Origin of the sequence: Rhizobium sp. AC27/96, from assembly GCF_001692325.1 — a bacterium.
Taxonomy (GTDB): Bacteria; Pseudomonadota; Alphaproteobacteria; order Rhizobiales; family Rhizobiaceae; genus Rhizobium.
Window position 1 is genome coordinate 111,078 of record NZ_LXKN01000010.1, and the last position, 26,832, is coordinate 137,909.

At 61.6% G+C, this 26,832-nt stretch carries 22 protein-coding genes; 4 read left to right on the plus strand and 18 right to left on the minus strand.

Annotated elements, in window-relative coordinates; translation table 11 throughout:
• Nucleotides 1-54 precede the first annotated feature (54 nt).
• From addA to A6U86_RS10930, 11 genes are all read right to left on the minus strand, one after another.
• Nucleotides 55-3,621 (minus strand): double-strand break repair helicase AddA, encoded by a 3,567-nt coding sequence (addA, locus tag A6U86_RS10880; protein WP_068390462.1) that lies wholly within the window; start codon nt 3,619-3,621, stop codon nt 55-57.
• Entirely contained in the window at nt 3,614-6,805 is a 3,192-nt protein-coding gene (gene addB, locus A6U86_RS10885) for a double-strand break repair protein AddB (RefSeq protein WP_068390465.1), read from the minus strand. The genes addA and addB overlap by 8 nt, the downstream gene beginning before the upstream one ends.
• Nucleotides 6,806-6,810: 5 nt before the next feature.
• Nucleotides 6,811-7,542, minus strand: coding sequence for a nucleotidyltransferase family protein (locus A6U86_RS10890; RefSeq protein WP_068390467.1), 732 nt, complete (start codon nt 7,540-7,542; stop codon nt 6,811-6,813).
• A gap of 76 nt (nt 7,543-7,618) precedes the next feature.
• Nucleotides 7,619-9,130: a tRNA (adenosine(37)-N6)-threonylcarbamoyltransferase complex ATPase subunit type 1 TsaE gene (tsaE, locus tag A6U86_RS10895; RefSeq protein WP_068390469.1), complete on the minus strand. Its 1,512-nt coding sequence runs from the start codon at nt 9,128-9,130 to the stop codon at nt 7,619-7,621.
• Nucleotides 9,127-11,712, minus strand: a complete 2,586-nt coding sequence (locus tag A6U86_RS10900; protein WP_068390473.1) for a PAS domain-containing sensor histidine kinase — start codon at nt 11,710-11,712, stop codon at nt 9,127-9,129. The genes tsaE and A6U86_RS10900 overlap by 4 nt, the downstream gene beginning before the upstream one ends.
• Nucleotides 11,713-11,916: 204 nt before the next feature.
• The gene (gene ahcY, locus A6U86_RS10905) at nt 11,917-13,317 is read right to left on the minus strand and encodes an adenosylhomocysteinase (protein WP_068390560.1); all 1,401 of its coding nucleotides are present in this window, start codon (nt 13,315-13,317) and stop codon (nt 11,917-11,919) included.
• A gap of 181 nt (nt 13,318-13,498) precedes the next feature.
• Nucleotides 13,499-13,774 (minus strand): HPr family phosphocarrier protein, encoded by a 276-nt coding sequence (locus A6U86_RS10910; protein WP_068390562.1) that lies wholly within the window; start codon nt 13,772-13,774, stop codon nt 13,499-13,501.
• A 17-nt stretch (nt 13,775-13,791) separates the two neighbouring features.
• Nucleotides 13,792-14,193 (minus strand): PTS sugar transporter subunit IIA, encoded by a 402-nt coding sequence (locus A6U86_RS10915; protein WP_034481375.1) that lies wholly within the window; start codon nt 14,191-14,193, stop codon nt 13,792-13,794.
• A 153-nt stretch (nt 14,194-14,346) separates the two neighbouring features.
• Nucleotides 14,347-14,799, minus strand: a complete 453-nt coding sequence (locus A6U86_RS10920; protein ID WP_068390564.1) for an HPr kinase/phosphorylase — start codon at nt 14,797-14,799, stop codon at nt 14,347-14,349.
• Nucleotides 14,800-14,810: 11 nt separating this feature from the next.
• Entirely contained in the window at nt 14,811-16,604 is a 1,794-nt protein-coding gene (locus A6U86_RS10925; RefSeq protein ID WP_174072893.1) for a sensor histidine kinase, read from the minus strand.
• A 193-nt stretch (nt 16,605-16,797) separates the two neighbouring features.
• The gene (locus A6U86_RS10930; protein WP_198929046.1) at nt 16,798-17,529 is read right to left on the minus strand and encodes a response regulator transcription factor; all 732 of its coding nucleotides are present in this window, start codon (nt 17,527-17,529) and stop codon (nt 16,798-16,800) included.
• A gap of 350 nt (nt 17,530-17,879) precedes the next feature.
• Between A6U86_RS10930 and A6U86_RS10935 the strand changes: the two genes are divergently transcribed.
• The 4 genes from A6U86_RS10935 (at nt 17,880) to A6U86_RS10950 (ending at nt 21,977) form a co-directional block, all read left to right on the plus strand.
• Nucleotides 17,880-19,490, plus strand: a complete 1,611-nt coding sequence (locus A6U86_RS10935; RefSeq protein ID WP_068390482.1) for a phosphoenolpyruvate carboxykinase — start codon at nt 17,880-17,882, stop codon at nt 19,488-19,490.
• A 118-nt stretch (nt 19,491-19,608) separates the two neighbouring features.
• On the plus strand, nt 19,609-20,043 hold the full coding sequence (gene arfB / locus A6U86_RS10940; RefSeq protein WP_068390485.1) for an alternative ribosome rescue aminoacyl-tRNA hydrolase ArfB: 435 nt from the start codon (nt 19,609-19,611) through the stop codon (nt 20,041-20,043).
• 67 nt (nt 20,044-20,110) lie between these two features.
• Nucleotides 20,111-20,722 (plus strand): alpha-ketoglutarate-dependent dioxygenase AlkB, encoded by a 612-nt coding sequence (locus A6U86_RS10945; RefSeq protein ID WP_141683677.1) that lies wholly within the window; start codon nt 20,111-20,113, stop codon nt 20,720-20,722.
• A 61-nt stretch (nt 20,723-20,783) separates the two neighbouring features.
• Nucleotides 20,784-21,977 (plus strand): glycosyltransferase family 87 protein, encoded by a 1,194-nt coding sequence (locus tag A6U86_RS10950; RefSeq protein ID WP_244509868.1) that lies wholly within the window; start codon nt 20,784-20,786, stop codon nt 21,975-21,977.
• Here A6U86_RS10950 and coaA read toward each other — a convergent pair.
• From coaA to hisB, 7 genes are read right to left on the minus strand one after another with little or no spacing between them, the layout of a single operon-like run.
• Nucleotides 21,964-22,959: a type I pantothenate kinase gene (gene coaA / locus A6U86_RS10955; RefSeq protein ID WP_068390487.1), complete on the minus strand. Its 996-nt coding sequence runs from the start codon at nt 22,957-22,959 to the stop codon at nt 21,964-21,966. The two genes, A6U86_RS10950 and coaA, sit on opposite strands and share 14 nt — an antisense overlap.
• Nucleotides 22,960-22,965: 6 nt before the next feature.
• Nucleotides 22,966-23,280, minus strand: coding sequence for a phosphoribosyl-ATP diphosphatase (locus A6U86_RS10960; RefSeq protein ID WP_068390490.1), 315 nt, complete (start codon nt 23,278-23,280; stop codon nt 22,966-22,968).
• Between the two features lie 14 nt (nt 23,281-23,294).
• On the minus strand, nt 23,295-24,083 hold the full coding sequence (gene hisF, locus A6U86_RS10965; protein WP_068390493.1) for an imidazole glycerol phosphate synthase subunit HisF: 789 nt from the start codon (nt 24,081-24,083) through the stop codon (nt 23,295-23,297).
• A complete protein-coding gene (gene hisA, locus A6U86_RS10970; RefSeq protein WP_068390496.1) occupies nt 24,080-24,823 on the minus strand; it encodes a 1-(5-phosphoribosyl)-5-[(5-phosphoribosylamino)methylideneamino]imidazole-4-carboxamide isomerase in 744 nt (247 codons plus the stop codon). Before hisA ends, hisF begins: the two co-directional genes overlap by 4 nt.
• 25 nt (nt 24,824-24,848) lie before the next feature.
• Nucleotides 24,849-25,499, minus strand: a complete 651-nt coding sequence (gene hisH, locus A6U86_RS10975; RefSeq protein WP_068390499.1) for an imidazole glycerol phosphate synthase subunit HisH — start codon at nt 25,497-25,499, stop codon at nt 24,849-24,851.
• 2 nt (nt 25,500-25,501) lie between these two features.
• Nucleotides 25,502-25,999, minus strand: coding sequence for a DUF2628 domain-containing protein (locus tag A6U86_RS10980; protein ID WP_068390502.1), 498 nt, complete (start codon nt 25,997-25,999; stop codon nt 25,502-25,504).
• A 24-nt stretch (nt 26,000-26,023) separates the two neighbouring features.
• A complete protein-coding gene (hisB, locus tag A6U86_RS10985) occupies nt 26,024-26,632 on the minus strand; it encodes an imidazoleglycerol-phosphate dehydratase HisB (protein ID WP_015338215.1) in 609 nt (202 codons plus the stop codon).
• Between the last annotated feature and the right edge of the window lie 200 nt (nt 26,633-26,832).

The window sequence follows — 26,832 nt, forward strand, 5'->3', positions numbered from 1 at the left end:
TGCGGGTTGTTATCTATGTGAGGCCTCGGCGCCTGAATTTCAATGTCCGATATTTCACTTTGTCTGGAGCTCCACAAGCGCCGACGCAAGCGTATCGTCAGACAGCGTATAAATCGAGGCGCCTTCGGTATAGACCAGCAGGCAATCGATGCGCTTTCCCGGATAGAGCGGCGAAAGGATGGAGCGGTAGATGGCAAGCTGTGCCCGGTGTGCGAAAGGGATGGCGTTTTCGCTGCCGGGCGGCACGCGGTTCGTCTTGTAGTCCAGGATGACGACGCGGTCCTCGAGCACCGCCAGCCGGTCGATGCGGCCGGAGACGGCGTAGGACTGACCACCGAGTTTTAGCGTCCCCATGATCGAGACCTCCGCCTGCGCATGCGCGCTGAATGTTCCCTGCAGGTCGGGATGCGAGAGCAGCGCCATGACGGAGCCTACCAGCGCCTCCCGCTCGGCCTGTGGCCAGAAACGCGCGGCCCGTTCGGCATAGCGCCGCGCCGCATCCGCCCGCTCTTCCGGCGCGATATCGGGCAATGTTTGCAGCATGCGGTGGATGAAGCGGCCCTTCTGCAGGGCACGGTCCGATTTCGCTTTCTCGCCGAAAAGCGCAGACGTGACGAGCAGATTGTCGGCTTCGTCGTCAATGACGGTGCCGACGCCGGAAGGGCTGAGCGGCCGGGGAAGGTTTCTCTGCGGCGGCAGTGGCTGGCTGAGCCCGGCTGGCAAGCTCACTCGCTTTGTCAGTTTTTCCGGCTCCGGCATGGTTTCGAAATCGAGCTTCACTTGCGCGACCCGCCAGCTCAGCCCCTGCCAGTCACCATCCGGACCGGAGAAGGTCTTCAGCGTGCAATGCTGCTCATCTCCGCGCAATGCCGCAGAGATCATCGCATGCCAGGTGTCGCTATTTTCACGGATGCCGCGATAGCCGCAGATGATCAGCCGGTCGGCAGCACGCGTCATGCCGACATAGAGCAGGCGGCGATATTCTTCCTCCGCCAGCGACTGGAGGCGCGCCGTATCGGCCTGCGTCAGCGAATTGGCGAGTGCCGAGACTGGCACCCAGACCGGCAGCGGGATCTGCTCTTTGCCAGTCTCGATCAGCCGCATCTTCGGCAGATGCGTGTGGGTAAAGGCCTTGCCGCCGCCATCGACGAGGAAGACGATCGGTGCCTCCAGCCCCTTCGAGGCATGTACGGTCATGATCCGCACTTCGTTGCGGCCCTTGTCCTGCTCGCGCTTGACCGTCGGCGCTTCGAGTTCGAGCGTCGAGATGAAGGATTGCAGGCCGGGCAGGCCGCTGGTCTCATGATCGAGCGCGAAGGTCAGGAACTCGTCGAGGATATCGCTGACCTCGGTGCCGAGCCGCGCCAGAAACTGCCGCCGGCCGCCGAAACTGCCGAGCACGCGGGCATAGAAATCATGCACGGCCAGGCTTTTCGACAGGGCAAGAAAGGTCTTCAGCCGATCGGCCGCGAACTGGAAGCGACCATGGCCATCCTCGGCGAATCTCAGCAGATGGCTCCAAACGCTCTGGCCGTCATCGCGATAGGCCGCGACCGCGAAGACATCTTCCTCGGTGAGGTCGAACAACGGGCTTTTCAGCAGGGCGCACAGCGAAAGATCGTCTTTCGGCAACAGCAGGAAGCGGCCGAGTGCCAGAAGGTCTTGAATGGCGATGTGGCTCGTCAGGACCAGCCGGTCGGCGCCGGCAACGGGGATATTGCCGCGCCGCTTCAGCGCGCGGGTCAGCGCATTGACGAAACTGTCGCGCTTGCGCACCAGCACGAGAATGTCGCCGGCCTCGATGAAGCGGGTCTTGCCCTTCTCGATGATCGTTTCCCGCCCGACAAGATTGCCGATCGTCTGCGCCATCCGCCGGGCCAGGATAGCGGGCGGCGCGCTTTCCGGTGTCAAATCGAAAGGCGCCGTCCAGTCCTCTTCCTTGGCGGCCGGTTCCGGCGCGATCATCTCCCAGAGATCGACGGCGCCGGGATGACCGATGCGGCTGGAACGGTGCACCACCGGCTCGTCGACGGCACTCAGTCCCTTGGCATTTTCGGGACTGGTGAAGACATGGTCGACGGCGCCGAGCACATCGGCGGTCGAGCGGAAGGAGAGGGGCAGTCGGACAGATGAGAATTTCAGGCCGCTTGCATCCACCCGCCGGCGCGTCCGGTCGCTTTCCTCGGAAAAGCGTTCGGGACGCGCGCCCTGGAACGAATAGATCGATTGCTTCTCGTCGCCCACGGCGAAGATGGTCCTGAGCGTTGGCCGGGCGCTTTCGCCGGAGAAGAAATCCTCCGCCAGCGACTGGATGACGCTCCACTGGATCGGGCTTGTGTCCTGCGCCTCGTCCACCAGAATGTGATCGATACCCTTGTCCAGCTTGTAGTGGATCCAGGGGCCGACCCCCTTCTTGGTGAGGAGATCGGCGGTGCGGGTGATGAGATCCTCGAAATCGAGCTGGCTGCGCCGCTTCTTCAGTTCCTCATAGTCGCGGTTCAGCCGGTCGGCGAGGGTAAGGGCGGCGCGCGTCGCCCGATACATCCGCACCAGCTTCAGCCGGTCGCGGCAGGCAACGACATGGGCGCGGGCCTCTGCCACCGCATCGGCGAGTGCAGGCGCATCCGCCAGCATCGCCTTGACGAAAAACTGGCTGTCCGACTTCGGTTCACCCTTGGCGGTCAGCATGACCTTTTCGAGAATGTCGGCGCGGGTGATGGGGTCCGCCTCGCGCTTGGCGAGGCGCAGCGCATAGGCGATCTCCTGCGCCTTGGCGCCGCCCTTCTGATCGGCGAGCGTCAGGTAGAGCTCCAGCGTCGCGCCGGAGAGGCCGGGCAGCGGCCAATATTGCCCCGCGATGCCAGTTTCGGTGTCAGTGGCAGACAAGCTAAGCCGCGCCAGTAGGGATGCTTCAAGACCACCTTGACGTCCCGCCGCCTCGGTAAAGCGCCTGATAGCATTGCGATTGGCGACGATATCGCCGAGCAGCGTTTCCAGGCCGGATTCGTCGCCGAGATCGAGCACATAGGCAAAAGCCTGCGCCAGTTCGGCATCGCCCTGCGGCGTCGCGGATGCCAATAGCGCCCGCCGTGCATCGTCGAGCAGGGTCGCAGCCGCACGGTCGTCAAGAACGGAGAAGTGCCCGGCGACATTTGCCTCGAGCGGGAACTGATGCAGCAAGGCCTCGCAAAAGGCATGGATCGTCTGGATTTTCAGTCCGCCCGGGGTCTCCAGCGCCTTGGCAAAAAGCCGGCGGGCCTCGGCAAGCTTGAAGATATCCGGCTCTTTGCCTTCGATATCGGCAATGCGCTTTTTCAGCTCCTCGTCCGGCATCGTCGCCCAGGCGGCCAGGCGGTCGAAGACACGGTTCGACATTTCGGAGGCAGCGGCCTTGGTATAGGTGAGGCAGAGAATGGCCGAGGGCCGCGCACCGGCCAAGAGCAGGCGGATGACGCGCTGGGTCAGCACATGCGTCTTGCCCGAACCGGCATTGGCCGAGACCCAGGCCGAGCGTTCGGGATCCGAGGCGATGGATTGCTGGATCGTCGTCCAGCTGATCCAGACGCCGGGATCGTCGCTGTCGGGCAGGCCCAATGGTTCGCTGGCGGAAAGCTCACTCATCGCCGCCGCCCTCTTGCTCGGTCTCCGCCGTCGACCATTCGGAAACGCGGGCAAGGTGATCGTAGTCACCGCCATATTCGAACTGCTGGGTGGGGATCAGCCGCGAGGAAAAGCCCTTCTCGCCGGATTGCAGCAGCGAAACGAATTTGACCAGCTGATCCATCGACTCCTGCACCAGATCCAAAGCCGACTTCGTTTCCGTCTTGCCGCCACGCGTCGAATGCTCGTTGTTGACCTGATCGACCTTGAAGCGATCGCCGGGCCGCAGCCGGACATAGAGCAGGTTTTCAGGCATCAGCGTGCCGATATTGCGGAAAGCGCCTTGCTTCAGCGCATAAGCCTCCAGCGCCAGTTGCGGGTCGAGCAGCGCACGTGCCTGTGGCGGCGAGGGATTGTAGCCGGTCTTGTAGTCGATGATATCGGCCGCCTTGTCGCTCTTGATGTCGATGCGGTCGGCAACCCCGGTCAGCCTGATGCCGATCGGCTCGATTTCGACGCCAGCGGGCACTTCCGTCGCGGTCTTGCGAACCTCCGGCCGTCGTTCCGCTTCCCAGACGAGAAAGGCTCGAGCCACCTCGCGGAAACGTGGCCGCCAGACGCCGTCGATATGATCGGGCAATTGCGCGGCATCGAAGAGCTCCGCGATGATGCGATCCATGGCCAGCGTCGCATCCGGCGTACCGGCGATGTGTCCCTCACGGACGAAACGGTCGATGATCTTGTGATAGAGCGTGCCGCGCTCGGCCGGGCCGGGATCGCGATTGAACGGATCGACTGGATCGAGCCGCAGCACACGCCGCGCATAGATGGCATAGGGGTCGCGGCGAAGGCGTCCCACCTCGCTGAAGGAATAGCTCTTCGGCTGCAGCTCGGCTGGTGGCCGTGGGGCCGGGCGCAGCGCAGGCGCCTGATTGTCGCCTTCGTCGATCATGGCAGCCCAGTGGCGATACTGATCGCCGCGCTCCCTCATGGCGTCTTCGAGTTCCTCGCCGCCAAGCGCGATCAGCCGCTGCAGCCAGCGTGACGCCACAGTCGGCGTCGAACCCTGGCGCAGCGCCCGCGAATAGATGAGATCGCGCGTGCCGTTCGCCATTTCAAAATCGTGGGCGAGCTGGCCGATGCGCCGCTCGGGTGGCTCCAGTCCGATCTCGGTCTTCATAGTGCGGGAGATGAAGGGATTATTGGCCGTTTGCCCCGGCCAGGAACCTTCGTTCAGTGCGCCGAGGATCAGCGTATCGACGCTTTGCAGGCGTGCCTCCAGCGTGCCGAAGATGAAGAGGCGCGGATGGCTGAGCGCTCGCGGTTTTACCGCCTGCCCCACGCAGAGCGCCGCCATGATGTCAATCCATTGCGGCCCGTCCGCCTCGAGCTGGCCGTCAGTATCGATGACTTCCTTCAGCAGGCTGGCAAGCGTATCTCCGGCTTCCCCTGACCAGAGTGCTGCCAGATCACCGCGCTCGTCGATTGCTACGGCTTCAAGCGTCCGGCCGGTACGCTCGGCCCATTCCGAAAGGGTTGGAAGCCCCTCGACCGTCTGCAAGGAAAGCGCTGATGTAAGTGGTTCGCATGCCCTGGTGACCCGCCGCGCCAACTCGCGCGCATGTTCGACGGATTCGGGTGGGAGCGATTTGCGCCACTGCGGCGCGTGGCGATCATTTGCCTGTTCGGCCAGCCTGGTATCGAGCAGCGCTTCCAATGTGCCGACATCGATGCTGGTGAGCCCGCCTCTGAGCGCCAGGATTTCCAGCGCATCGACGCCGGGCCGGTGCGTCTCCGGTGACATGCCGAAGCGTGCGAGGGGATGCTTGAGCAGCGAGACGACGGCGACGGGATCGCCCGGGCGAAGCGTCGCCTCCAGCAGCAATTGCAGCAGCGTGCCTTGCGGCATTGCCGAAAGCGGCGTGCCGGCCGAATCGTCGGCGGTGATGCCGAAGCGGGCAAGCTCTGCGGTGACGCGCCTTGCGAGGTTGCGGTCGGGGGTGATCAAGGCGGCCTGGCTTTCGCCGCCATTGCGTCCCGGCTTCTCCAGCGCCAGCCGCAATGCAATAGCGATGGCCGTTGCTTCCTCGCGCTCGTTCGATGCCTCGATCAGCGAGACATCGGCGAAGGCCTCGTCAATTGCGTCGGGAGCAAGGGTCTTGCGCCAGCTTCCCCAGCCGCTCGTCGCCTTGGCCGGCGCCAGGGCGCGCGACAGGATCTGCGCACGCATCTGCATAGCCTCCGTTGTCTCAGCAACGGTTTCGACATCATCGCGGGTCACCTGCAGGCGCTTCAGCAGCAGCGAGAGGCCATATTGCGGATGGCTGCGGGTGGTCGGGTCCGATCTTTCGCCGATGGCCGTTTCCGGCGCCACGAGCTGCCAATCCTCTTCCGGCATCGAAAGATCGAGCCCCGGCAGGACGATCACACCCTGCGGCAGTGCGGCGACAGCCGCGATCAGCTCCGCCGTTGCCGGCACCGAACCGGTCGAACCTGCAATAATGACAGGGCCCGGATGCTGCATGGCGCCGATCCGCAACGCTTCGGCGCGCAGAATGGCGTTGCGGTTGCGGGCAGGGGAGGATTTGCCGAGTTCTTCCAGCCGCGCCGGCCAGAAGGCGCTGGCGATCGCCAGGAATTCGGCCGTCAGCTGCCACCAGAGCGCATGTTCTTCGACGCTGAGATTGGCAAGCTCGCTCCAGTCCCGGTCCTCGGTTTCGATGGAATCGATGAGCTCGGCGAGATTGCGGGCCAGCCATATGGCATCGGCCGGGCTTGCCGGCGCCACGAGCGGCGAGTCGGAATGGATGTCGCGGACGATCTGCGGCAGCTTGTTGCGCCAGGCAAGGATCAAACGCGCCAGTTCCAGCAGCCGGGCAGTATTGGCAAGCGGTTGCGCCAGATCAGCCGTTTCCGGCAAGGCTTCCTCGAAATAACCGCTGTCGTCATCGGTCTCGCCGAGCGGGCGGATGACCGGCAGGATGGCGGAGCGGCCGCCGAGGAGATCGACGAATTCCGAGCGCAGCACGCGGACCGCGCGCCGTGTCGGCAGGAAGATGCTGACCTTGGCGAGCGACAGCGGATCGCTTGGGTCATGGTGGAAATGCTCGGTCAGCCGGCCGTCGCAGAGAGCGGCGGCAAGGGTCTTCAGGAAGGGCAGGCCCGCCGGGATCGTCAGAATGCGTTGCCGGTGCCCACCTGCCATGGGCCTCACGCAAACGCCCGGAAAGTCCGGATCGCTTCCTCCGCCTCGCCGACTGCCTCGGGCGTGCCCACCGTCAGCCAGTGGCCGTCGAGCATCGTGCCATAGAGGCGGTCGCGAGCGATCGCCTTGTCGAAGTAGATATTGATGTTGAAGGCGTCATCCGGCGCGTCGTCGAGGAGTGACGGGTTCATTGCAATGGCGCCTGCATAGACGACGCCATTGTGCTGCGCGTCGCGATAGCGCCGGAGCCGACCGTCTTCCGCCATACTGAAATCGTTCTTGCCATTATGGCCAGTCGTCTTGTCCAGCTCGACGCAGAGCATGGCCATGTCCATGCGGGCGGCATCGTAGAATCCGGCTAAGCGCTCGAGGTTCGTCGGTGTGCCCGGCTTCTCGCCGATCCAGAACAGATCGGCATTCATCACGAAAACCGGGTCGCGGCTCAACAGCTTGAAGCCTTTGACCAGCCCACCGCCATTGTTCATCAGTGCATCCCGCTCATCGGAGATCAGGATTTCAAGGCCGCGATAGCCACGCAGATGTGCCTCCATCTGGTCGGCATGATGATGCACGTTGACGACGGCCCGCTCGACACCGGCTTCCGCCAGCGCGTCCAGCGCATAATCGATCATCGGCTTGCCGGCGATTTTTACCAGCGGCTTCGGGATGGTATCGGTGATCGGCCGCATGCGGGTTCCGAGCCCCGCGGCCAATACCATGGCTTGCTTGATGGTCATTTCGTCTCGAACTCGTGATTCGGTCGCTTGCTTTCCTTTAGCACAAGGCCGGAAAAACGTCGCCGGTGTTCGTTTTCTATGCCTGGCCGATGCCGGCTTTCTCGCACCATTCGCGCAAGGGGGCGAGGGCTTCATGCTCGAAGGCAATGGCGAGATAGGAAAGCGTGCGCGGCATGTGCTTGAGGTAGCCGGGCTTGCCGTCGCGTTGCAGCAGCCGCACCCAGAGGCCGGCGAGCTTGCAGTTGCGCTGCGCCGACATGATCGCCCAGCTTTTCAGGAACTTCCCCTCATCGAAGCCGCCCTGGGCATGCCGAAGCGCAAGATAGTCCGACATCAGCTGATCGTGGAGATCGCGCTCGATCGTCACCCGCGCATCCTGCACGAGCGAGGCGACATCATAGGAGGTCGGTCCGATCATCGCGTCCTGGAAATCGATGAGGCCGATGCGCTGGATATCTTCTTCCTGTGCTCGCCAGATGATATTCGGCGAATGCATGTCGCGCAGCAGCAGGTTCTTTTCCGTATCGTCAAGCTGATCGATCAGCCGGTCCCAGATCGCCAGATAATCGGCACGCTCTTCGTCGCTGGCTGGTGTGCCGCGCTTCCAGGGCAGGTGCCAGTCGAGAAGCAGCCGCGCTTCCATCTTCATGGCGGTCCGGTCGAAATCCGGAATGTGATGGGTATGATCCGGCGTCACCGGAATGTCGTGGGGGATGACAAGGCCGTGCAGATGCGCAAGGCACGCGACGCTGGCGCGATAGCGCTCGGCAATCGGCTTGCCATGCTCGTCGAGCACGCCATCGGTACCGAGATCTTCTATCAGCAGGATGCCGAGGTCGTAGTCGGCCGCGAAAATTTCCGGGGTGGCAAAGCCGTTCTCACGCAGGACGTTCGCTATTGCCACGAAGGGATAGGTGTCCCAGGCCAGATGCGCGACCTTCGGATAGGGCTTGCCGTCGAGCACAGGCGGCCCTTCCGGCAGGCGCGGCCAATCCATCAGGATGATGCGCTTGCCGCCGCCGTGCGGATAGAGGGATTCATAGGCGCGCAGCGAGGCATCGCCCGTGAGAAAGCGGCGATTGGCGCCCGCATAGCCGTTGGCATCGAGAAAAGCGCGAATCGCCAGCACGCGCTCGATCCTGGCCATTTGCTTGGCCGGTGCCGTAATCGTTGCTCGCCGTCCTTCGCCCTCGTGTTCCAGCTTGAGGTCGATGCGCTCCTTCGGCAGTTCGCTTTCCGCCATCTCGGGCCATTCGACAAGGCAGACGCCGGTCTGCAACGCCTCGTCAAAGCCGAGTTCCGCCAGTTCGCTGGCGTCGCCAAGGCGATAGAGGTCGAAATGCGAGACGGGGAAGCGCAGTTCGTAGGATTGCACGAGCGTGAAGGTCGGGCTTGGTACATCCAGTTCGGCATCGTCGGCCATGGCGCGCAGCAGCGCGCGTGCGAGCGATGATTTGCCGGCGCCAAGATCGCCTGAAAGCGCCAGACAATCGCCCAACTTCACCGCCAGCGCCAGATCTTCGCCAAGCTGGGCGGTGGCGGCGTCATCTGCGAGGAAGAGGGACAGGCTGAGGTCGGTTGCTGTCATTCTGCTGCGACGTAACGGGGTAGCTCGATGGAGGGGATCCGGCACGTGACCGTCGTTCCCTTGCCAGGCTGGCTCTCGATGGAGACCTCGCCCTCATGCAGGCTGACGAAGCTCTCGACTATGGAAAGGCCGAGGCCGGCGCCGCTGCGCTTGCCGCCCTTGCCGTTGGAGGCGAAGCGGTTGAAGACGGTATTGATCAGATCTTCCGAAATGCCCGGGCCCTTGTCGGCAACCGAGAAGACGAAATCCGTGCCTTCGCGTCCGCACCGGAGCGCAATGGTGGATCCCTCGGGCGCAAAATTGGCGGCGTTGGTGAGAAGCTTGAGCAGGATCTGCTTCAGCCGCTGCTGGTCGGCAACGATCGAGCCGAGATGGCTGGGCACGGTGATTTCCAGCGTGACGCCGCTTTCCTGCAGCCGGTCGGCAATCTGCATCGACACTTCGTCGAGGAGATCACTGAGCACGATCTCGGAATAGTTCAGCCGCATGATGCCGGCATCGACGGTTGCAAGGTCGAGAATGTCGTTGACCAGCGTCAGCAGCACGGAGGAAGAGGTGGAGATATGGTCGATATATTCGGCCTGCCGATCGTTCAGCGTGCCGATACCCGGCGTCTTCAGAAGATCGGTGAAGCCGATGATGTTGGTGAGCGGCGAGCGCAGCTCGTAGGACACATGCTGGACGAAATCGTTCTTGAGTTCATCCGCTTTCAGCAGCGCGTCGTTCTTCTCGGTCAGTGCCCGTTCGGCGCGCACGCTGTCCGTCTTGTTGACGAAGGTCAGCATAGTCTGCGCATTCGGCAGCGGAATGACGGCGTAATCGAGAACGAGGTTCGAATAGAGCTCCAGCGTCCCTTGCGACGATGGCCGTTCGTCTTCAAAGCTGGTGATCTGCTCGGCAAATCGTTTCCAGCCGTCAGGCTGGTCATAGGAGGGCGCGCAGGCTTCGGCGAGCACCTGAATATGTGTGCCGGGCTTCGCCTGCGTCTCGGTGATATTCCAGAGAATACGGAAGGCCGGGTTGGACAGGCGGATGCGGCCGTCAGGTCCGAAGACGGCAACACCTTCGGACAGATGGTCGATGGTCTCGCCCTGCACCTTGACCAGCGTGTTGTAGCGCGTTTCGAGATCGACCTGTTCGGTCAGGTTCTCGAACACCCAGGTAGCGCCGCCCTGCGGATGCGCCGTGGCAAAAACCCTCAAAATCTGGCCGTTGGGCAGGTGCCAGAGGTCGCTCTGCGTATCAAGCGCGCGGTAGACCGAGAGAACGCCGTCCTTCCAGGTCTTCCAATTGAGCTGCTCAGGCAATTTCTTGGCGCCGCGCAGCCGGTCGAGAAGCTCGCTATTATCTGGCCGCTTCTCGAGGAAGGCGATGTCGAGCTCCCAGAGCTGGACGAAGGCCTGATTGTAGAATTGCAGACGCCGGTCGCCGTCGAAGATCGCGACAGGCGTCGCCAGGTGATCGAGGGTTTCGGCATGGCTCTTCAGCGTGCGGGCCAGCTCGGCGCGAACCGATTCCGCCTCGGAAACATCTATGGCGATGCCGGCGGAGCCGTTTGGAGATTTGACGTTGACGACGTCGAAGAAGGTTCTGTTGCCGCGCACAACAGTCGAAATCTTGTCGTGGAAGGGCGATTCCGGCGTGGTGGAGGCGCGAATGCGCTCGCGGGCGACGGTCGTCAGGAATTCGCGCTCTTCGCGAATGGCTTCATCGGTCGAAACGGCCTCGACCGCTTCGCTGTAGGCCTGATTGATCCAGGTGAGCTTGCCGTCCGCATCGCGCTGCCAGACCGGTAGGTCGATGGCGTCGAGCAGGTTCTGGAAGGCCGAGATCGAGGTCATAAGCCGGTCGCGCTCGATCTTCAGCTCCGCCAGTTCGGCGCGCAGATTGTTGAGCGCGATGAAGCGGACGAAGGCGCGGCCGCCGGAGATGCGGCCCTGCGCTTCCAGGATTTCGTCGCGATTGGTCTCGACCACCATGTCGAAACTCTGGCCGCTGCCACGCAGCTTGTCGATCGCCTTGTCGAGCTCGCCGGCCGACCATGATTTCAGCCAGCGCCCGAAGGCGAGGAATTCATTGTCCTGAGGAGCACCGGTTTCGACTGGAAGCTGGCCGAGCAGTTCCGGGCGTGCGTTCTGGCCGTCCCAGATGACGATGCGGCGGTTCTTGTCGGCGATCAAGGCCTGGTACTGCGAGATGCGTTGATTGGCATCGGAGAGCGCCGTGCGGATCTCGCGGCTTTCGCTCTCCAGATTGCCGCGTTGCCGGACCATCCACACGGTCGACAGCAGTGCGGCGGAAATGACGCCGATGATGATGGAGAAGACGGCCATTTCGGAAGAGGTGAACAGGCGCACGGTCGTCTGTGTCGCGGCATCGCTCTGGGCCAGTACGGGACCTGCCAGACCGGTGACAAGGCCGCCGAAAACACTGAGCCGTAGCAGACGGGTCAGCGAGGCCAGCCGACCCTTGTCATTTCCTCGTTTCGTCCGCGGTAAAAACATATATGCACCGCCCCGCTGCAGCCGCGCCGCCGTTTTGCGTAGCGCTGGCTGATGCAGGTTGTCTTCCCCTTCAGACATAAGAGGTTTGTCTCCGTCCTTTAATGTGCCGCATCCTGACAAGACATCCCATTTTCATGGCTCCGGGCACGCCCGGTTCGTCACGAATCAAGTTCAAAAACAATACTGCCTAAGGGAATCTGCGGGAAGGGAGCTGGCTAAAAAATAAGCCCCGGCATTTGTCAATGCCGGGGCCACAAGATGTTGTGGATATAGATCCGAAAATTAGTATCTGTAGTGGTCCGACTTGAAAGGACCTTGCGCCGTCACGCCGATATACGCAGCCTGCTCATCGGAAAGCTCGGTCAATTTTACGCCAAGCTTGGCCAGATGCAGGCGAGCGACCTTTTCGTCGAGGTGCTTCGGCAGCACGTAGACCTGGTTCTGGTAGTGGCCGGGCTTGGTGAAAAGCTCGATCTGCGCCAGCGTCTGGTTGGTGAACGAAGCCGACATCACGAAGGACGGGTGACCGGTGGCGTTGCCGAGGTTCAGCAGGCGGCCTTCCGAAAGCAGGATGATGCGGTTGCCCTTGGCAAACTCGACCATGTCGACCTGCGGCTTGATGTTCGTCCACTTCAGGTTACGCAGAGCGGCAACCTGAATTTCATTGTCGAAGTGGCCGATGTTGCCGACGATCGCCATGTCCTTCATCGCGCGCATGTGATCGATGCGGATGACGTCCTTGTTGCCGGTCGTGGAGATGAAGATGTCGGCGCTTCCGACGACGTCTTCCAGCTGAACGACTTCATAGCCGTCCATCGCAGCCTGGAGTGCGCAGATCGGGTCGACTTCCGTGACCTTGACGCGGGCGCCGGCGCCGGAAAGCGAAGCGGCAGAACCCTTGCCGACGTCGCCATAACCGCAGACGACGGCGACCTTGCCGGCCATCATGACGTCGGTGGCGCGGCGGATACCGTCAACCAGCGATTCCTTGCAGCCGTATTTGTTGTCGAACTTCGACTTGGTGACGCTGTCGTTGACGTTGATGGCCGGGAAGGGCAGCAGGCCCTTCTGGCTGAGCTGGTACAGGCGGTTGACGCCCGTGGTGGTTTCTTCGGTCACGCCCTTGATGGCGTCGCGCTGCTTGGTGAACCAGCCGGGCGATGCCTGAAGGCGCTTCTTGATCTGTGCGAAGAGGATTTCCTCTTCTTCCGAATGCGGATGGGAGAGCACGTCTTCACCAGCTTCAGCGCGGGCGCCGAGCAGGATGTACATCGTGGCATCGCCGCCATCGTCGAGGATCATGTTGGAAAGGCCGCCATCAGCCCACTGGAAGATCTTGTCGGTGTAGATCCAGTAGTCTTCGAGGCTTTCGCCCTTGACGGCATAGACCGGGATGCCGGAAGCGGCGATCGCGGCGGCAGCGTGATCCTGGGTCGAGAAGATGTTGCAGGATGCCCAACGGATATCGGCGCCGAGCGCAGCCAGCGTCTCGATGAGAACGGCTGTCTGGATCGTCATGTGCAGCGAGCCGGTGATGCGTGCGCCCTTCAGCGGCTGTGCTTCGCCGAATTCGGCGCGGCAGGCCATCAGGCCCGGCATCTCGGTTTCGGCGATGGTGATTTCCTTGCGGCCGAAGTCGGCAAGGCCGATATCCGCGACGACGTAGTCCTTTTCAGTGCTCATGAAGATCTCCAGCCTGAACGATGCAATCGCGCCGCGGGCAAACGCCACGGCCGAATGCAACAAGAATTGCACGCTGACAGCGTGTGGATGATGCCGTGTAGCAGGCTTCAGAGTGGAAATCAATGATGATATAAAGAAGTCTTTATGTCTTTATATCGTCGTGGCGATTTGTAGGAAGAGCCTACATTTCCTCGCCGAATTTATTCGCCACGAGCTGGTCCAGCGCTTCGAGCGCTTCGGCGGCCTGATTGCCGCTGGCGGTTACCAGCACGCTGCAGCCGGGGCTGGCCGCCAGCATCATCAGGCCCATGATCGAGGTACCACCAACCGTCGTCCCGTCTTTCGAAACGGTGATGGCGGCGTCATAGGCCTCGACGGTCTGGACGAATTTGGCGGAGGCGCGGGCGTGAAGGCCTCGCTTATTGATGATCAGGAGTTCCCTGGAAAGCTCGGTCATAGAGGCGGTGCTGTCCGTCATTTGCCGCTGAGCACGCGGCTGGCCACGTTGATGTATTTGCGCCCTGCCTCCGAAGCTTCAACGAGGGCTTTCTCCATGTTGTTATCGCCGCGCACGCCTGCGAGCTTGATGAGCATCGGCAGGTTGACGCCGGCAATGACCTCGGTGTGGCCGCTGTTCATGACGGAGATTGCGAGATTGGAAGGAGTGCCGCCGAACATGTCGGTCAGGATAATAACGCCGTGCCCATCGTCGGCACCGGCCACGGCCTGCAGGATGTCCTGCCGCCGCTTGTCCATGTCGTCTTCGGGACCAATAGATACCGTTTCTATGAACTTCTGCGGACCAACGACATGCTCGACGGCATGCCGAAACTCTTCAGCCAGCTTGCCATGAGTGACAAGCACAAGTCCGATCATGATATTACTGCTCCCATCGCATTACGCAAACAGGTGGCCCATATCGCAATGCAGCAATGTCGTCCACCGGTGGGGGGACATCTTGGCGATGAAAAGACGAAGTGCAAGCTTAAAATACAGGATTTGAATGCCTGTGCGGGCCTAAATTGCCGTTTATTCGAAACTGACGCCGATTTTCGCCATTATTATGGCGAGCGGGTTCGCGGAGGTTGCGGGCAAACGGATCAGGGGCAACCGGATGGAATCGGCAACCTCGATCTGCTCGTCCTCGGGAGGCAGCCTTTCCGCCGTGGCGGGGTCGACCGGGCTGACGGCAAAATGCATTTCGGCCTTTGGAACGTACGGCAGACGAACAATGCCGGTATAGCGAATCTCCATCAGGCCGGCGAGCGAGGGCGGGCATTCAGCGATGACCGACCCATTCTGCCGGGCGATCAGCACCCGGTCGTCGGCGACCAGCGCTGCCGCAAGCCCGAGCGGCCTGGCGGCAGCAAGGCAGGAAAAAGCCAGGGATGATTTGCCGATGCCCGATGGTCCGAGAAACAGAAGCCCGGTCTTGCCGATGACGATCGCGGTTGCGTGGATATTGGTTGCATCGCCGCTCATCTGACCGCTCATCAGGCCTGCGTCTGGGCGGGTAGCGAGAGGATGAAGCGGGCGCCGAGCAGTGCCGTGCCTTCGCTGTCGATGATGTTTTCAGCCCGCAGCGAGCCGCCATGCGCCTCGGCGATCTGCCTACTGATCGACAGGCCAAGGCCGGAATTCTGCCCGAAGCCTTCCGATTCCGGCCGGTCGGTATAGAAGCGTTCGAAGATACGGTCGATGTCCTCGGCCTGGATGCCCGGACCGTTATCCTCGACATAGATGACGCAGCGCGTTCTCGTCCGTGTCAGCCTCACCGTGATCTTGCCGGTCTCGTTCGGCACGAAAGAGCGTGCGTTTTCAATGAGGTTGGTGATGATCTGGCCGATACGCAGGTCGTGACCGACGACAGTGAACTTCGCCTTGTTGGCCGGTTTGCGGTCGACCAGATATTCGATCTCGACTGCCCGCTTGCTGTGTCCGACCTGGCGGGAAATATCGATCATGTCGCGCAGCAACACTTCCAGATCCAGCGTTTTATCGTCCGAGCGCGCCAGTTCCGCGTCGAGACGCGAGGCGTCCGAGATATCGCTGATCAGGCGATCGAGGCGGCGCACATCGTGCTGGATGACGTCCATCAGTCGCTTCTTGGAATCGTCGCTCTTGGCAAGCGGCAGAGTCTCGACGGCGCTGCGCAGCGATGTCAGCGGATTTTTCAGCTCGTGGCTGACATCGGCGGCAAAGCTTTCGATGGCGTCGATGCGGTCGTAGAGCGCCGATGTCATGTCGCGCAGCGCGATCGACAGGTTGCCGATCTCGTCCTGGCGGGCGGAGAAATCCGGAATTTCCTCGCGCTCCTTCGCGCCGCCGCGGCGCACGCGGATGGCGGCGGCCGAAAGCCGGCGCAGCGGATTGGCGATGGTGGAGGACAAAAGCAGCGACAGCACGACGTTGACGAGCGTCGCGACACCGAAGACGCGCATGATCGCCAGACGCTCGGCATGGACGATCTTGTCGATATCGCCGGCCTGGGTCGACAATAGCAACACGCCCAGCACGGCGCGGAAGCGCTGGATGGGAACGGCCACCGAGACGATCAGCTCGCCCTTTTCCGTGGTGCGGACAACGGCGCCGCGAACGCCGGTCAGCGCATTCATGACTTCCGGATAGATCGAGCCGTCGCCGCCGGGCGCTTCCTTATAAACAGGCAGGTTGCCCGGCTGCAGCATCTTGTTGAGCAGGCCGCTGAACCAGTCGGACCAGCTCTGTTTCTCGTCGTCGACGGGCGGCAGATCGTAGCGCAGCACCTGGCCGCGCGAATAGAGATGGCGGCTATCGAGCAGGAGATTGGCGTCGGCGTCGAAGATACGGGCGCGGGTGCGCGTCGGCGAAATCAGCCGCGTCAGCACCGGCGCCACCTTTTCCGGGTCGATCGGAAATTCCAGATCCTCGTCGTTCGGAACGGGCGTGATGCTCTGGCCGGCCTGCAGCTCCAAAAGCTTCTGCGGATCGATGGTGATGGAGTTGGTATCGACCGAAGCCGAGGCGGAGACAGCGCCCGCGATGATCTCGCCCTGCGTCAGCAGGCTTTCGACGCGTGCGTCGATCAAGCCCTCGCGAAACTGGTTGAGGTAGAGAATGCCGCCGACGAGAACGACGAGTGCCGCCAGATTGAAGAACAGGATGCGCCGCGTCAGGCTCGAAAACACGGCATTGCCGAAGATGCGGCGAATAAGCACGAACGGATGCGTCCATCGCCGACGCCCGATTCGAACGCCGCTCGCGCCTTCCGTATCGTCTATATCTCTGTCCTGCACCAGCTGTGCCAAGCCACCGGCCCTTTCGAAGAACAGGGTCGGCGACCCCGTCCGCATGCTCTTATTCCATTGTCGGCCGTATGGTCCAGTTAACTATCCGAGCATGAAGCCGAAAAGTACAAGCGCTTTCGGGCGGCATCATGCTCTGTTTTTGATTCCGGAGCGAAGTCAGATTTCAGGCCCGTTCGACCTGAAATCTCTGGCTTTAGGCAGCTTCGCGGAAACGATAGCCGACGCCATACAGCGTCTCGATCATATCAAAATCGAGGTCGACCATCTTGAATTTCTTGCGGAGCCGCTTGATGTGGCTGTCGATGGTGCGATCATCGACATAGACCTGCTCGTCATAGGCCGCGTCCATCAGGGCATCGCGGCTCTTCACAACGCCCGGGCGCTGCGCCAGGGAATGCAGGATCAGGAATTCCGTGACAGTCAGCGTCACCGGCTCGCCCTTCCAGGTGCAGGTATGCCGCTCCTGGTCCATGACAAGCTGGCCGCGTTCCAGCGAGCGGGCCTGTTGCGCTGCACCCGGCTTGGCGGCGGCAGTGCCACCGGCGGCGTTTGCAGCTTCGCGGGCAGAGGCGCGGCGGAGCACCGCCTTGACGCGCTCGACCAGCAGACGCTGCGAGAAAGGCTTGGTGATGAAATCATCGGCGCCCATCTTCAGGCCGAAGAGCTCGTCGATTTCCTCATCCTTCGAGGTCAGGAAGATGACAGGAATATCGGATTTCTGACGCAGGCGGCGGAGCAGCTCCATGCCATCCATGCGCGGCATCTTGATATCGAAGATCGCCAGTTGCGGCGGCCGCGCAAGCAGGCCGTCCAGCGCCGAGGCTCCGTCCGTATAGGTCTCTACCTTATATCCCTCTGCTTCCAAGGCAATCGATACGGAAGTCAGGATATTGCGGTCGTCGTCAACGAGCGCGATTGTCAACATGGTATTCGTCTCCGTCATCAGTGCGCGTCTCCCGGATTTGGAATCCAGCCCAGGCGGTCTGCCAGCTCGGTCGGCGGTAACCTGGCGCGCTTATGGGGATAAAGGTGGAACAAATTGTGGCAAAGATAAAGGGGATGATTGTCGAGCATCGATCCGCTTGCCCGCAGGTTGTGCGACCAAACGTCTCGGCGCCTCTCTTTCAAACGATTTAAAATTATGGAATTTTATTTAAATCGATTAAATAACTGATATCATTAAAGATTTCTCGTTTTCTGCTCTTGTGCTTTTAAAAAGACGCCTCTACGCTTTAGACAGTTCTAACGGCCAAGGCCTTGTTGAGGAAAAAAGTGATGGAGCAATTCGGTGTCCGTAATCCCGCAACCGAACTGGGATCGATCGGCCTGGGAGCCGCTGCCAGCGTGCGCTATAACCTCATGGAGGCCCATCTCTATGAGGAGGCGATTCGCCGCCGCGAAGCCGATCTGACCGCAGACGGTGCGCTGCGGGCGCTGACGGGGCAGCACACCGGCCGTTCTCCGAAGGACAAGTTCGTCGTGCGCGACGCGACCACCGAGGATCAGATCTGGTGGGACAACAACAAGCCGATGTCGCCAGAGCATTTCGCGCTGCTGCATGAAGACATGCTGGCCCATGCGTGCGGCAAGGACCTGTTCGTCCAGGATCTGATCGGCGGCGCCGACCGCGACTATGCCTTGCCGACGCGTGTCATCACCGAATTCGCCTGGCACTCGCTGTTCATCCGCAATCTGCTGATCCGCCCCGAGCGCTCGCAGCTCGAAGGTTTCGTGCCGAAGCTGACGATCATCGATCTGCCGAGCTTCCGCGCCGATCCTGAGCGCTACGGATGCCGCACGGAGACGGTCATCGCCTGTGATTTCGTCAACGGCATCGTCCTGATCGGCGGCACCTCCTATGCCGGCGAGATGAAGAAATCGGTCTTCACCGCGCTGAATTACCTGCTGCCGGAACGCGATGTCATGCCGATGCACTGCTCGGCCAATGTCGGCCCGGACGGCGACGCCGCGATCTTCTTCGGCCTCTCGGGCACCGGTAAGACGACGCTTTCGGCCGACCCGAGCCGCACGCTCATTGGCGACGACGAGCATGGCTGGGGCGAAAACGGCATCTTCAATTTCGAAGGCGGCTGCTACGCCAAGACCATTCGTCTTTCCGCCGAAGCCGAGCCGGAAATCTACGCCACGACCCGCCGCTTCGGCACCGTGCTGGAAAATGTCGTGCTCGACGAGCATGGCCAGCCCGATCTCGACGATGGTTCGCTGACGGAAAACACCCGCAGCGCCTATCCGCTGCACTTCATCCCGAACGCTTCGGAATCGGGCATTACCGGTCATCCCGAGACGATCATCATGCTGACGGCCGACGCTTTCGGCGTCATGCCGCCGATCGCAAGGTTGACGCCGGAACAGGCCATGTACCACTTCCTCTCAGGTTACACCGCCAAGGTTGCCGGCACGGAAAAGGGCGTCGTCGAGCCGGAAGCCACATTCTCGACCTGCTTCGGCGCTCCCTTCATGCCGCGCCATCCGACGGAATACGGCAATCTGCTGAAGGAGTTGATCGCCCGCCACGGCGCCGGCTGCTGGCTGGTCAACACCGGCTGGACCGGTGGCGCCTACGGCACGGGCCGCCGCATGCCGATCAAGGCGACGCGCGCTCTGCTGGCCGCGGCACTCAAGGGTGACCTCGACAATGTCGAGTTCCGCACGGATCCGAATTTCGGTTTCGCGGTGCCGGTTGCCGTTGAGGGCGTCGATACGGCCATCCTCGACCCGCGCTCCACCTGGGCCGACGGCGAGGCCTATGATGCGCAGGCCAAGAAGCTGGTGCAGATGTTCGTGACCAACTTCGCCAAGTTCGAAGATCATGTGGACGGCAACGTCCGCGATGCGGCACCGGGAATCCGGGTCGCAGCCGAATAAACATCCAGAACGGGAATGACTCACGTGAAACCCGGCGGCCAGTTCGCCGGGTTTCATTTTGTCTGGCAGTAGTTTTCAACCGCAATGCAATGTGGGATAGACAGGCGCGGAGAAAATCATGGCCAGCGAAGCGCTTTACATCAACGACCGGATCACGATTGCCGGCTGGGAGCTGACGGAACAATTCGTTCTGGCGGGCGGCCCCGGCGGTCAGAACGTCAACAAGGTCGCGACCGCTGTCCAATTGTTCTTCGGCCTCCAGAGTTCCCCGTCGCTCAGCGATCGCGTCAAGGCGAATGCGGTGCGTCTGGCAGGGCGGCGCGTCTCCAAGGATGGCGTGCTGATGATCGAAGCCAGCCGGTTCCGCAGCCAGGATCGCAATCGCGAGGATGCGCGCGAGCGGCTGAAGGAACTGCTGCTCGAAGCCGCAGCGCCGCCACCGCCGCCGCGCCGGAAGACCAAGCCGACCAAGGGCTCCATCGAGCGCCGGCTGAAGGAAAAATCAGGCCGCTCCGAGGTCAAAAAGATGCGCGGCAAGCCGGGCGGCGACTAGGCTGGTTTTCGGGCTGCTCCGAATCGCCCGCCGCGCTATCTTGCGCGGATTGAATTTTCGGAAGGCCATCATGCTGCTCCCCAACGGAATTCGCCATCTCCCCGATTATCTCGACCGTCCCAATCAGGAAGCGCTGGTCGAGGCAATCCGCGCCATCGTCGCCGAAGCCCCGCTATACACGCCGGTCATGCCCGGCACCGGCAAGGAAATGTCGGTGCGCATGACCAATTGCGGTTCGCTCGGATGGGTTACGGACAAGCAGCGCGGCTATCGTTATCAGCCAACGCATCCGGTCACCGGCAAGCCATGGCCGGCGATACCACCGCAATTGCTTGATCTCTGGAATGATATAGCAGGCTATGAAAAGCCGCCGCAGGCCTGCCTCGTCAATTTCTACGCCGACGATGCCCGCATGGGCCTGCATCAGGATCGCGACGAGCAGGATCTCGCTGCTCCCGTCCTGTCGATCTCGCTCGGCAATACCTGCCTCTTCCGGGTCGGCGGTCTCGAGCGCAATGATCGCACGCTATCTTTCAAGCTCTCAAGCGGCGATATCGTTGTTCTGGGCGGCGAGGGCAGGCTCTGCTTTCACGGCGTCGACCGCATCCACCCATCGACATCGACATTGCTGAAGAATGGCGGCCGGATAAACCTGACCTTAAGGCGAGTGACCCCATAAGTTGCATGTAAGACAAAAGCGATTGGGGGCGATCGTGGTGGGTTTGAGAACGAGAGCGGAGTTGTATTTCGCAACTCTGGTCGTTGTTTTGGGACTGGTACGCAGTTTCTATTTTCAGGAGTCCCTATGGACCCTGACTCCGGACGGATTTTCCGTCATTTCCGATCGTCTGCCCTACTGGGATTTCACCAATCTCTGGGCCGGCACACTGATGGCCCTGAAGGGGAATGTCGCCTATCTGTTCGATGCCGAGGCGTATCGGCAGGAACTTCGAGTGATCCTGTCGCCCTTGCTGCCGAATCAGGAATGGAGCTATCCGCCCTCCATGCTGTTGTTCGGCATTCCCTTCGCCAGCTTGCCGATCTTCGTTGCCTACCTCGCCTGGACACTGGGGACGCTTTTTCTGCTATTCCTGGCAACGAAGCCGCTCGATCTGGCCTGGTGGGTGCGTCTGCTCATCGTCGTCTCACCGGCGGCTGTCATGGATGTGGTTTTCGGGCAAAACGGCGCGTTGACGACAGCACTCTTGCTGTCCGGGCTGCTTCTAGCTCCGAGCCGACCGATTATCGCGGGTATCCTGTTTGGTCTGTTGACCGTCAAGCCGCAATTGGGTGTTCTGGTGCCCTTCTGCCTGCTCGCCAGCGGCAATTACCGAGCCATTCTTTCCGCTATCGTGACGACTCTTTGTCTGGTGATCGCAACGGGCCTACTCTTCGGCTTCAATGTCTGGCTGCTGTTTTTAACCGAGACGCGCCCGCTGATGACCGCGATCCTCGAAGCGCCTTTCCCGCAGGGCTATCAGATGAATGCCGTAACATTCTTCGTTCTGGCGCGGTCCTGGGGGTTGGGCCTTGCCGCCTCCTATGCATTGCAATTGGCCGCCTCCCTCGTCGCCATCGTCACGACCCTGTGGCTGTGGCGCCGCAAGACGGCAATCGATCATCGGAGCAAGGCCTGCCTCACGGCATTGCTGACACTCATCGCCATGCCCTATGGCTACTCCTACGACACGATAGCCCTGAATGTCGCGATCGCATATTTTTTCTGCAACTATCGGGGCTTATCGATCTTTCTTGGGGTAGCCTGGCTTTATCCCCTGATCAATCATCACGTCGCGGGACTATTCATGCCTCTTGGGGTTCTGATACCGACCGGGCTTGCGGCATGCATGATCATCCGCATCCTGTCGGATGGACGGTCGCCGGAAATGGGTACCAAGGCTGCGACGGAGGAATTGCGGATTAGAGCTTCCTGAGCGCGACCTGCTCGATCAGATGGTTCTTGCCCTTCTGCAGGATGAGGTCGGCGCGCGGGCGGGTCGGCAGGATGTTTTGTCTGAGGTTCTTGAGGTTGATGTTCTTCCAAAGCCCCTCGGCAATCGCGAGCGCCTCGTCCTCGCTGATCGAGGCGTAGCGGTGGAAGAAGGAGTTGGGGTCGCGGAAGGCGGTTTCGCGCAGCCTCATGAAACGGGCGACGTACCAATTGTGGATCAACGGCTCGTCGGCATCGATGTAGATCGAGAAATCGAAGAAGTCCGAGACCATCGGCACGATCTTGCCATCGGCCGGCAGATGCCGCGATTGCAGCACGTTGATGCCTTCGAAGATCAGGATATCCGGGCGGTCGACAGTTTTGAACTCGTTCGGCAGCACATCATAGACAAGGTGCGAATAACACGGCGCCTTCACGTCAGGTTGCCCGGCCTTGATCGCCGAGAGGAAGCGTAGCAACGCCGCGGTGTCGTAGCTTTCCGGAAAGCCCTTGCGCTGCATCAGATTGCGGCGCTGCAGCTCGGCATTCGGATAGAGGAAGCCGTCCGTGGTGATCAGGTCGACCTTCGGGCTCGATGGCCAGCGGCGCAGCAATTCCTTCAGGATACGGGCCGTGGTGGATTTGCCGACGGCGACAGAGCCGGCAATGCCGATGACGAAGGGCGTCTTGGCGACATCGGAGAGACTCAAGAACCGGTTGCGCTGCTCGAACAGGATCTGCGAGGATTCCACATGCGAGGATAAAAGGCGCGACAGTGACAGATAGATGCGCCGGACCTCATTGAGATCGATCGGATCGCCCATCGAGCGCAGCCGCGTCACTTCATCCGCCGTCAGCGTCAGTGGCGTGTCGGCCCGGAATTTCGCCCACTCCTCCGAGGAGAAGAAATAATAGGGCGAATAGTCTTTCGCCTGGAAAATATCGAGCGTTTCGGGTGGCGCTGGGGTCTTGGTCGCTATCGTCATCACGTTCTACCGGCTTGCCTTCTCCTGAAGGCCGGATTGGACGGTGCGCCTTTCGAGCTCACCCATGACATTCTCTAACGGAATGCCTGCAATCTTCAATACGACCATAAGATGATAAAGCAAGTCCGCGGCCTCATAAGTGAGGTTGTCGTGGTCATTGGTAACCGCCGCCATCACGGCCTCGATCGCCTCCTCGCCCAGCTTCTTTGCCGCCTTTGGCTGGCCGGCGGCGCATAGCCTGGCGGTCCAGGATTCCTCGGGCGATGCCTTGGAGCGTTCCTCGACGATGCGTTCGAGGTCGGAAAGGGTAAATCCGCTCATTGGTCCGCTGCCTCCTAATCAAGCCGCATGGGAATGCCGCGCTCTGCCATGTAGCGCTTTGCTTCGCCCACCGAATAGGTGCCGAAGTGGAAGATCGAGGCGGCAAGCACCGCCGTTGCATGGCCTTCTTTCACGCCGGCAACGAGATCGTCGAGATCGCCGACGCCGCCCGACGCGATGACAGGCACGCGCACGGCATCCGCGATCGCCCGCGTCAGCTCCAGATCGTAGCCAACCTTGGTGCCGTCGCGGTCCATGGAGGTGACGAGCAGTTCGCCGGCGCCGCGCTCGACCATGCGGCGGGCAAAATCGACGGCGTCGATGCCGGTCGCGTTGCGGCCGCCATGGGTATAGATCTCCCAGGCGCTCATATTGTCGCCGCCGAGCGCTTCGGTCCGCCGCCGTTTGGCATCGATCGAGACGACGATGCACTGGTTGCCGAACTTGTCGGCGGCCTCGGCGACGAAATCCGGATTATTCACCGCTGCCGAATTGATCGACACCTTGTCGGCGCCGCAAAGCAGCAGCTTGCGGATGTCGGCGATCGTTCGCACGCCGCCGCCGACGGTGACGGGCATGAAGCATTGCTCGGCCGTGCGGGCCACCACGTCGAAGATGGTGTCGCGATTGTCGGAAGAGGCCGTGATGTCGAGGAAGCAGAGCTCGTCGGCGCCGGCAGCGTCATAGGCCTTGGCGGCCTCGACCGGATCGCCGGCATCGACGAGATTGAGGAAATTGACGCCCTTGACGACGCGGCCGTCCTTGACGTCGAGGCAGGGGATGACGCGGGCTTTGAGGGTCATTGCACTGCCTCCCTGGCCTGCTTGATCAGCGCCAGTGCTTCCTTGGGATCGATGCGGCCATCATAGAGCGCGCGGCCGGATATCGCACCCTCCAGTTTGCGGGCGTCGGGCTCGATCATGCGCTTGATGTCGTCGAGCGAGGCCAGCCCGCCCGAAGCGATGACAGGGATGGAAACGGCGTCGGCCAGTTCCAGCGTCGAGGCCCAGTTGATGCCGGTCAGGATGCCGTCGCGATCGATGTCGGTGTAGATGATGGCGGCAACGCCGGCGCCCTCGAATTTCCTGGCCAGCTCGATGACGCCGAGTTCGGACGCCTCCGCCCAGCCCTCGACCGCCACCTTGCCGCCCTTGGCGTCGATGCCGACAGCGACATGGCCTGGAAATTTCCGGCAGGCTTCGATCACAAGCGCCGGATCGCGCACCGCGACCGTGCCGAGAATGACGCGGGTCAGCCCGCGCGACAGCCAGTTTTCGATATGGTCGAGCGTGCGGATGCCACCGCCGAGCTGCACCGGGTTCTTCGTCGCCTTGAGGATCGCGTCGACGGCAGCACCGTTCACGGTCTCGCCGGCAAAGGCGCCGTTGAGATCGACCACATGCAGCCACTCGAAGCCCTGGTCTTCAAAGGCTTTCGCCTGGGCACCGGGGTCGGGATTGTAGACGGTCGCCTGCTCCATGTCGCCGAGCTTCAGGCGCACGCATTGGCCGTCTTTAAGGTCGATAGCGGGAAAAAGAATCATGATGTCTGTCCTTGGAGCGCGAGCCTTACGGCTTCCAGCGCAGGAAATTGGCAATCAGGGCGAGGCCGAGCTTCTGGCTCTTTTCCGGATGGAATTGCGCGCCGGCGATGTTGTCGCGGCCGACGAAGGCGGTCATCGGGCCGCCATAGCTCGTCGTCGCGATGACGTCGTCGCCGTGTTCGGCGGCCAGATGATAGGAATGGACGAAATAGGCGTGCAGCCCGTCCGCGCCTGTGGGTATGCCGTCGAAGAGCGCATGCGGATGGCGGATATCCAGCGTGTTCCAGCCGATCTGCGGGATCTTCAGGCTAGGGTCGCTGGGCGTCATTTCCTTGACGTCACCCTTGATCCAGCCAAAACCTTGCGTGATCGTCTTTTCCAGCCCGCGCGACGACATCAGCTGCATGCCGACGCAGATGCCGAGGAAGGGGCGGCCCTTGTGTTCCACGACATCGATCACGGCTTCCGCCATGCCGGAAACGGCATCGAGCCCACGGCGGCAATCGGCATAGGCGCCGACACCGGGAAGCACGATGCGGTCTGCGGTGGCGACCCGCTCGGCGTTATCGGTGAGGTCGATCTCCGCATCGATGCCGGCTTCGCGGGCAGCGCGCTCGAAAGCCTTGGTGGCCGAGCGCAGATTGCCGGAACCGTAGTCGATAATTGCGACGCGCATGGTCAGCGTCCTCCGTCATAGCCGGGCAGGCCGAAATTCGGGCCGGAGCGGCTGGAATTGGTGTTGTTGGCTGAGATATCCCAATCCTTCGAATGGATATCGCGCTGCGGCTCCTGCTCGATCTCGGAAAAATGAATTTCCTCTGCCGTCGCCAGATCATGCGCCGAGACAAGGTTTTCCATTTTCCAACCACGGTCGATCAGCCGCTGGCTGAGCGCATGACGGCCTTCGAGCGCCGCCAGAAGGTGGACTGCAAGCAGGATGGCTGCGCCGGCCGCGGAAAAGCCCGGTTGACGCATCAGTTCCAGCGCAATGCCCTGCAACAGGATTGCGGCCACTGCGTGGAGCCAGAGGCGGTGATAAAGCATCCACAAGGCCGGAAACACAAAGGCCCTCCAGGAAAAGCCGTCGCGGATGAATCGAGTTCCGTCGCGATACCGATCCGATGCTTTGGATCGGTTCGGGGCCCCTGGCGGAGTCAAAATCAGATAGCTTGCCATTTCCTCAATTCCCCAAGTTGGGGCTCAGGCGAGCGTGCCTTTCGTCGAAGGCACCCGGCCTGCCTGCCGCGGATCGATCTCGGTTGCGGTGCGCAATGCGCGCGCAACGGCCTTGAAGCATGTCTCGGCTATATGGTGATTGTTGGCGCCATAATGGTTGAGGATATGCAGCGTAATGCCGGCATTCTGGGCCAGTGCCTGGAAGAACTCGCGCACCAGTTCGGTATCGAAGGTGCCGATCTTCGGCGCGCTGAAACTGACGTTCCAGACGAGGAACGGCCGGCCCGAGAGGTCGACGGCCGCCTTGGTCATCGTCTCATCCATGGCAAGGTCGATCGAGGCATAGCGCGTGATGCCACGGCGGTCGCCGAGCGCCTTGGCAATGGCCTGGCCGATGGCGATGCCGGTATCCTCGACGGCGTGGTGATCGTCGACATGCAGGTCACCCTTGGTGTCGATCTCCATGTCGATCAGCGAATGTCGCGAAAGCTGTTCCAGCATATGGTCGAAGAAGCCGACACCGGTCGAAATCGTCGACTTGCCGCTGCCGTCGATGTTGACGGAAACGGAGACGGAAGTCTCGTTGGTCTTGCGGGAAACGCTTGCCGTGCGGCTCGCTGCGGTCTCTGCCATGGGCTGCTCCATCGGAATACGGGGGTTCCTTATCAGGCGGATCGGGAAATATCCAGAAGTTACGCGCGTCCCCGCGTCTTTAGCCGGCTCGTCTGCATCGATCCGGTCTGGCTGCCATTTGCAATCGTCAAAAGCACTCTTACATAGGTGCTGACGGGGCCGAAACGCGGCCCGGCAGAAAGCCCGCCGGAACGGGGGCA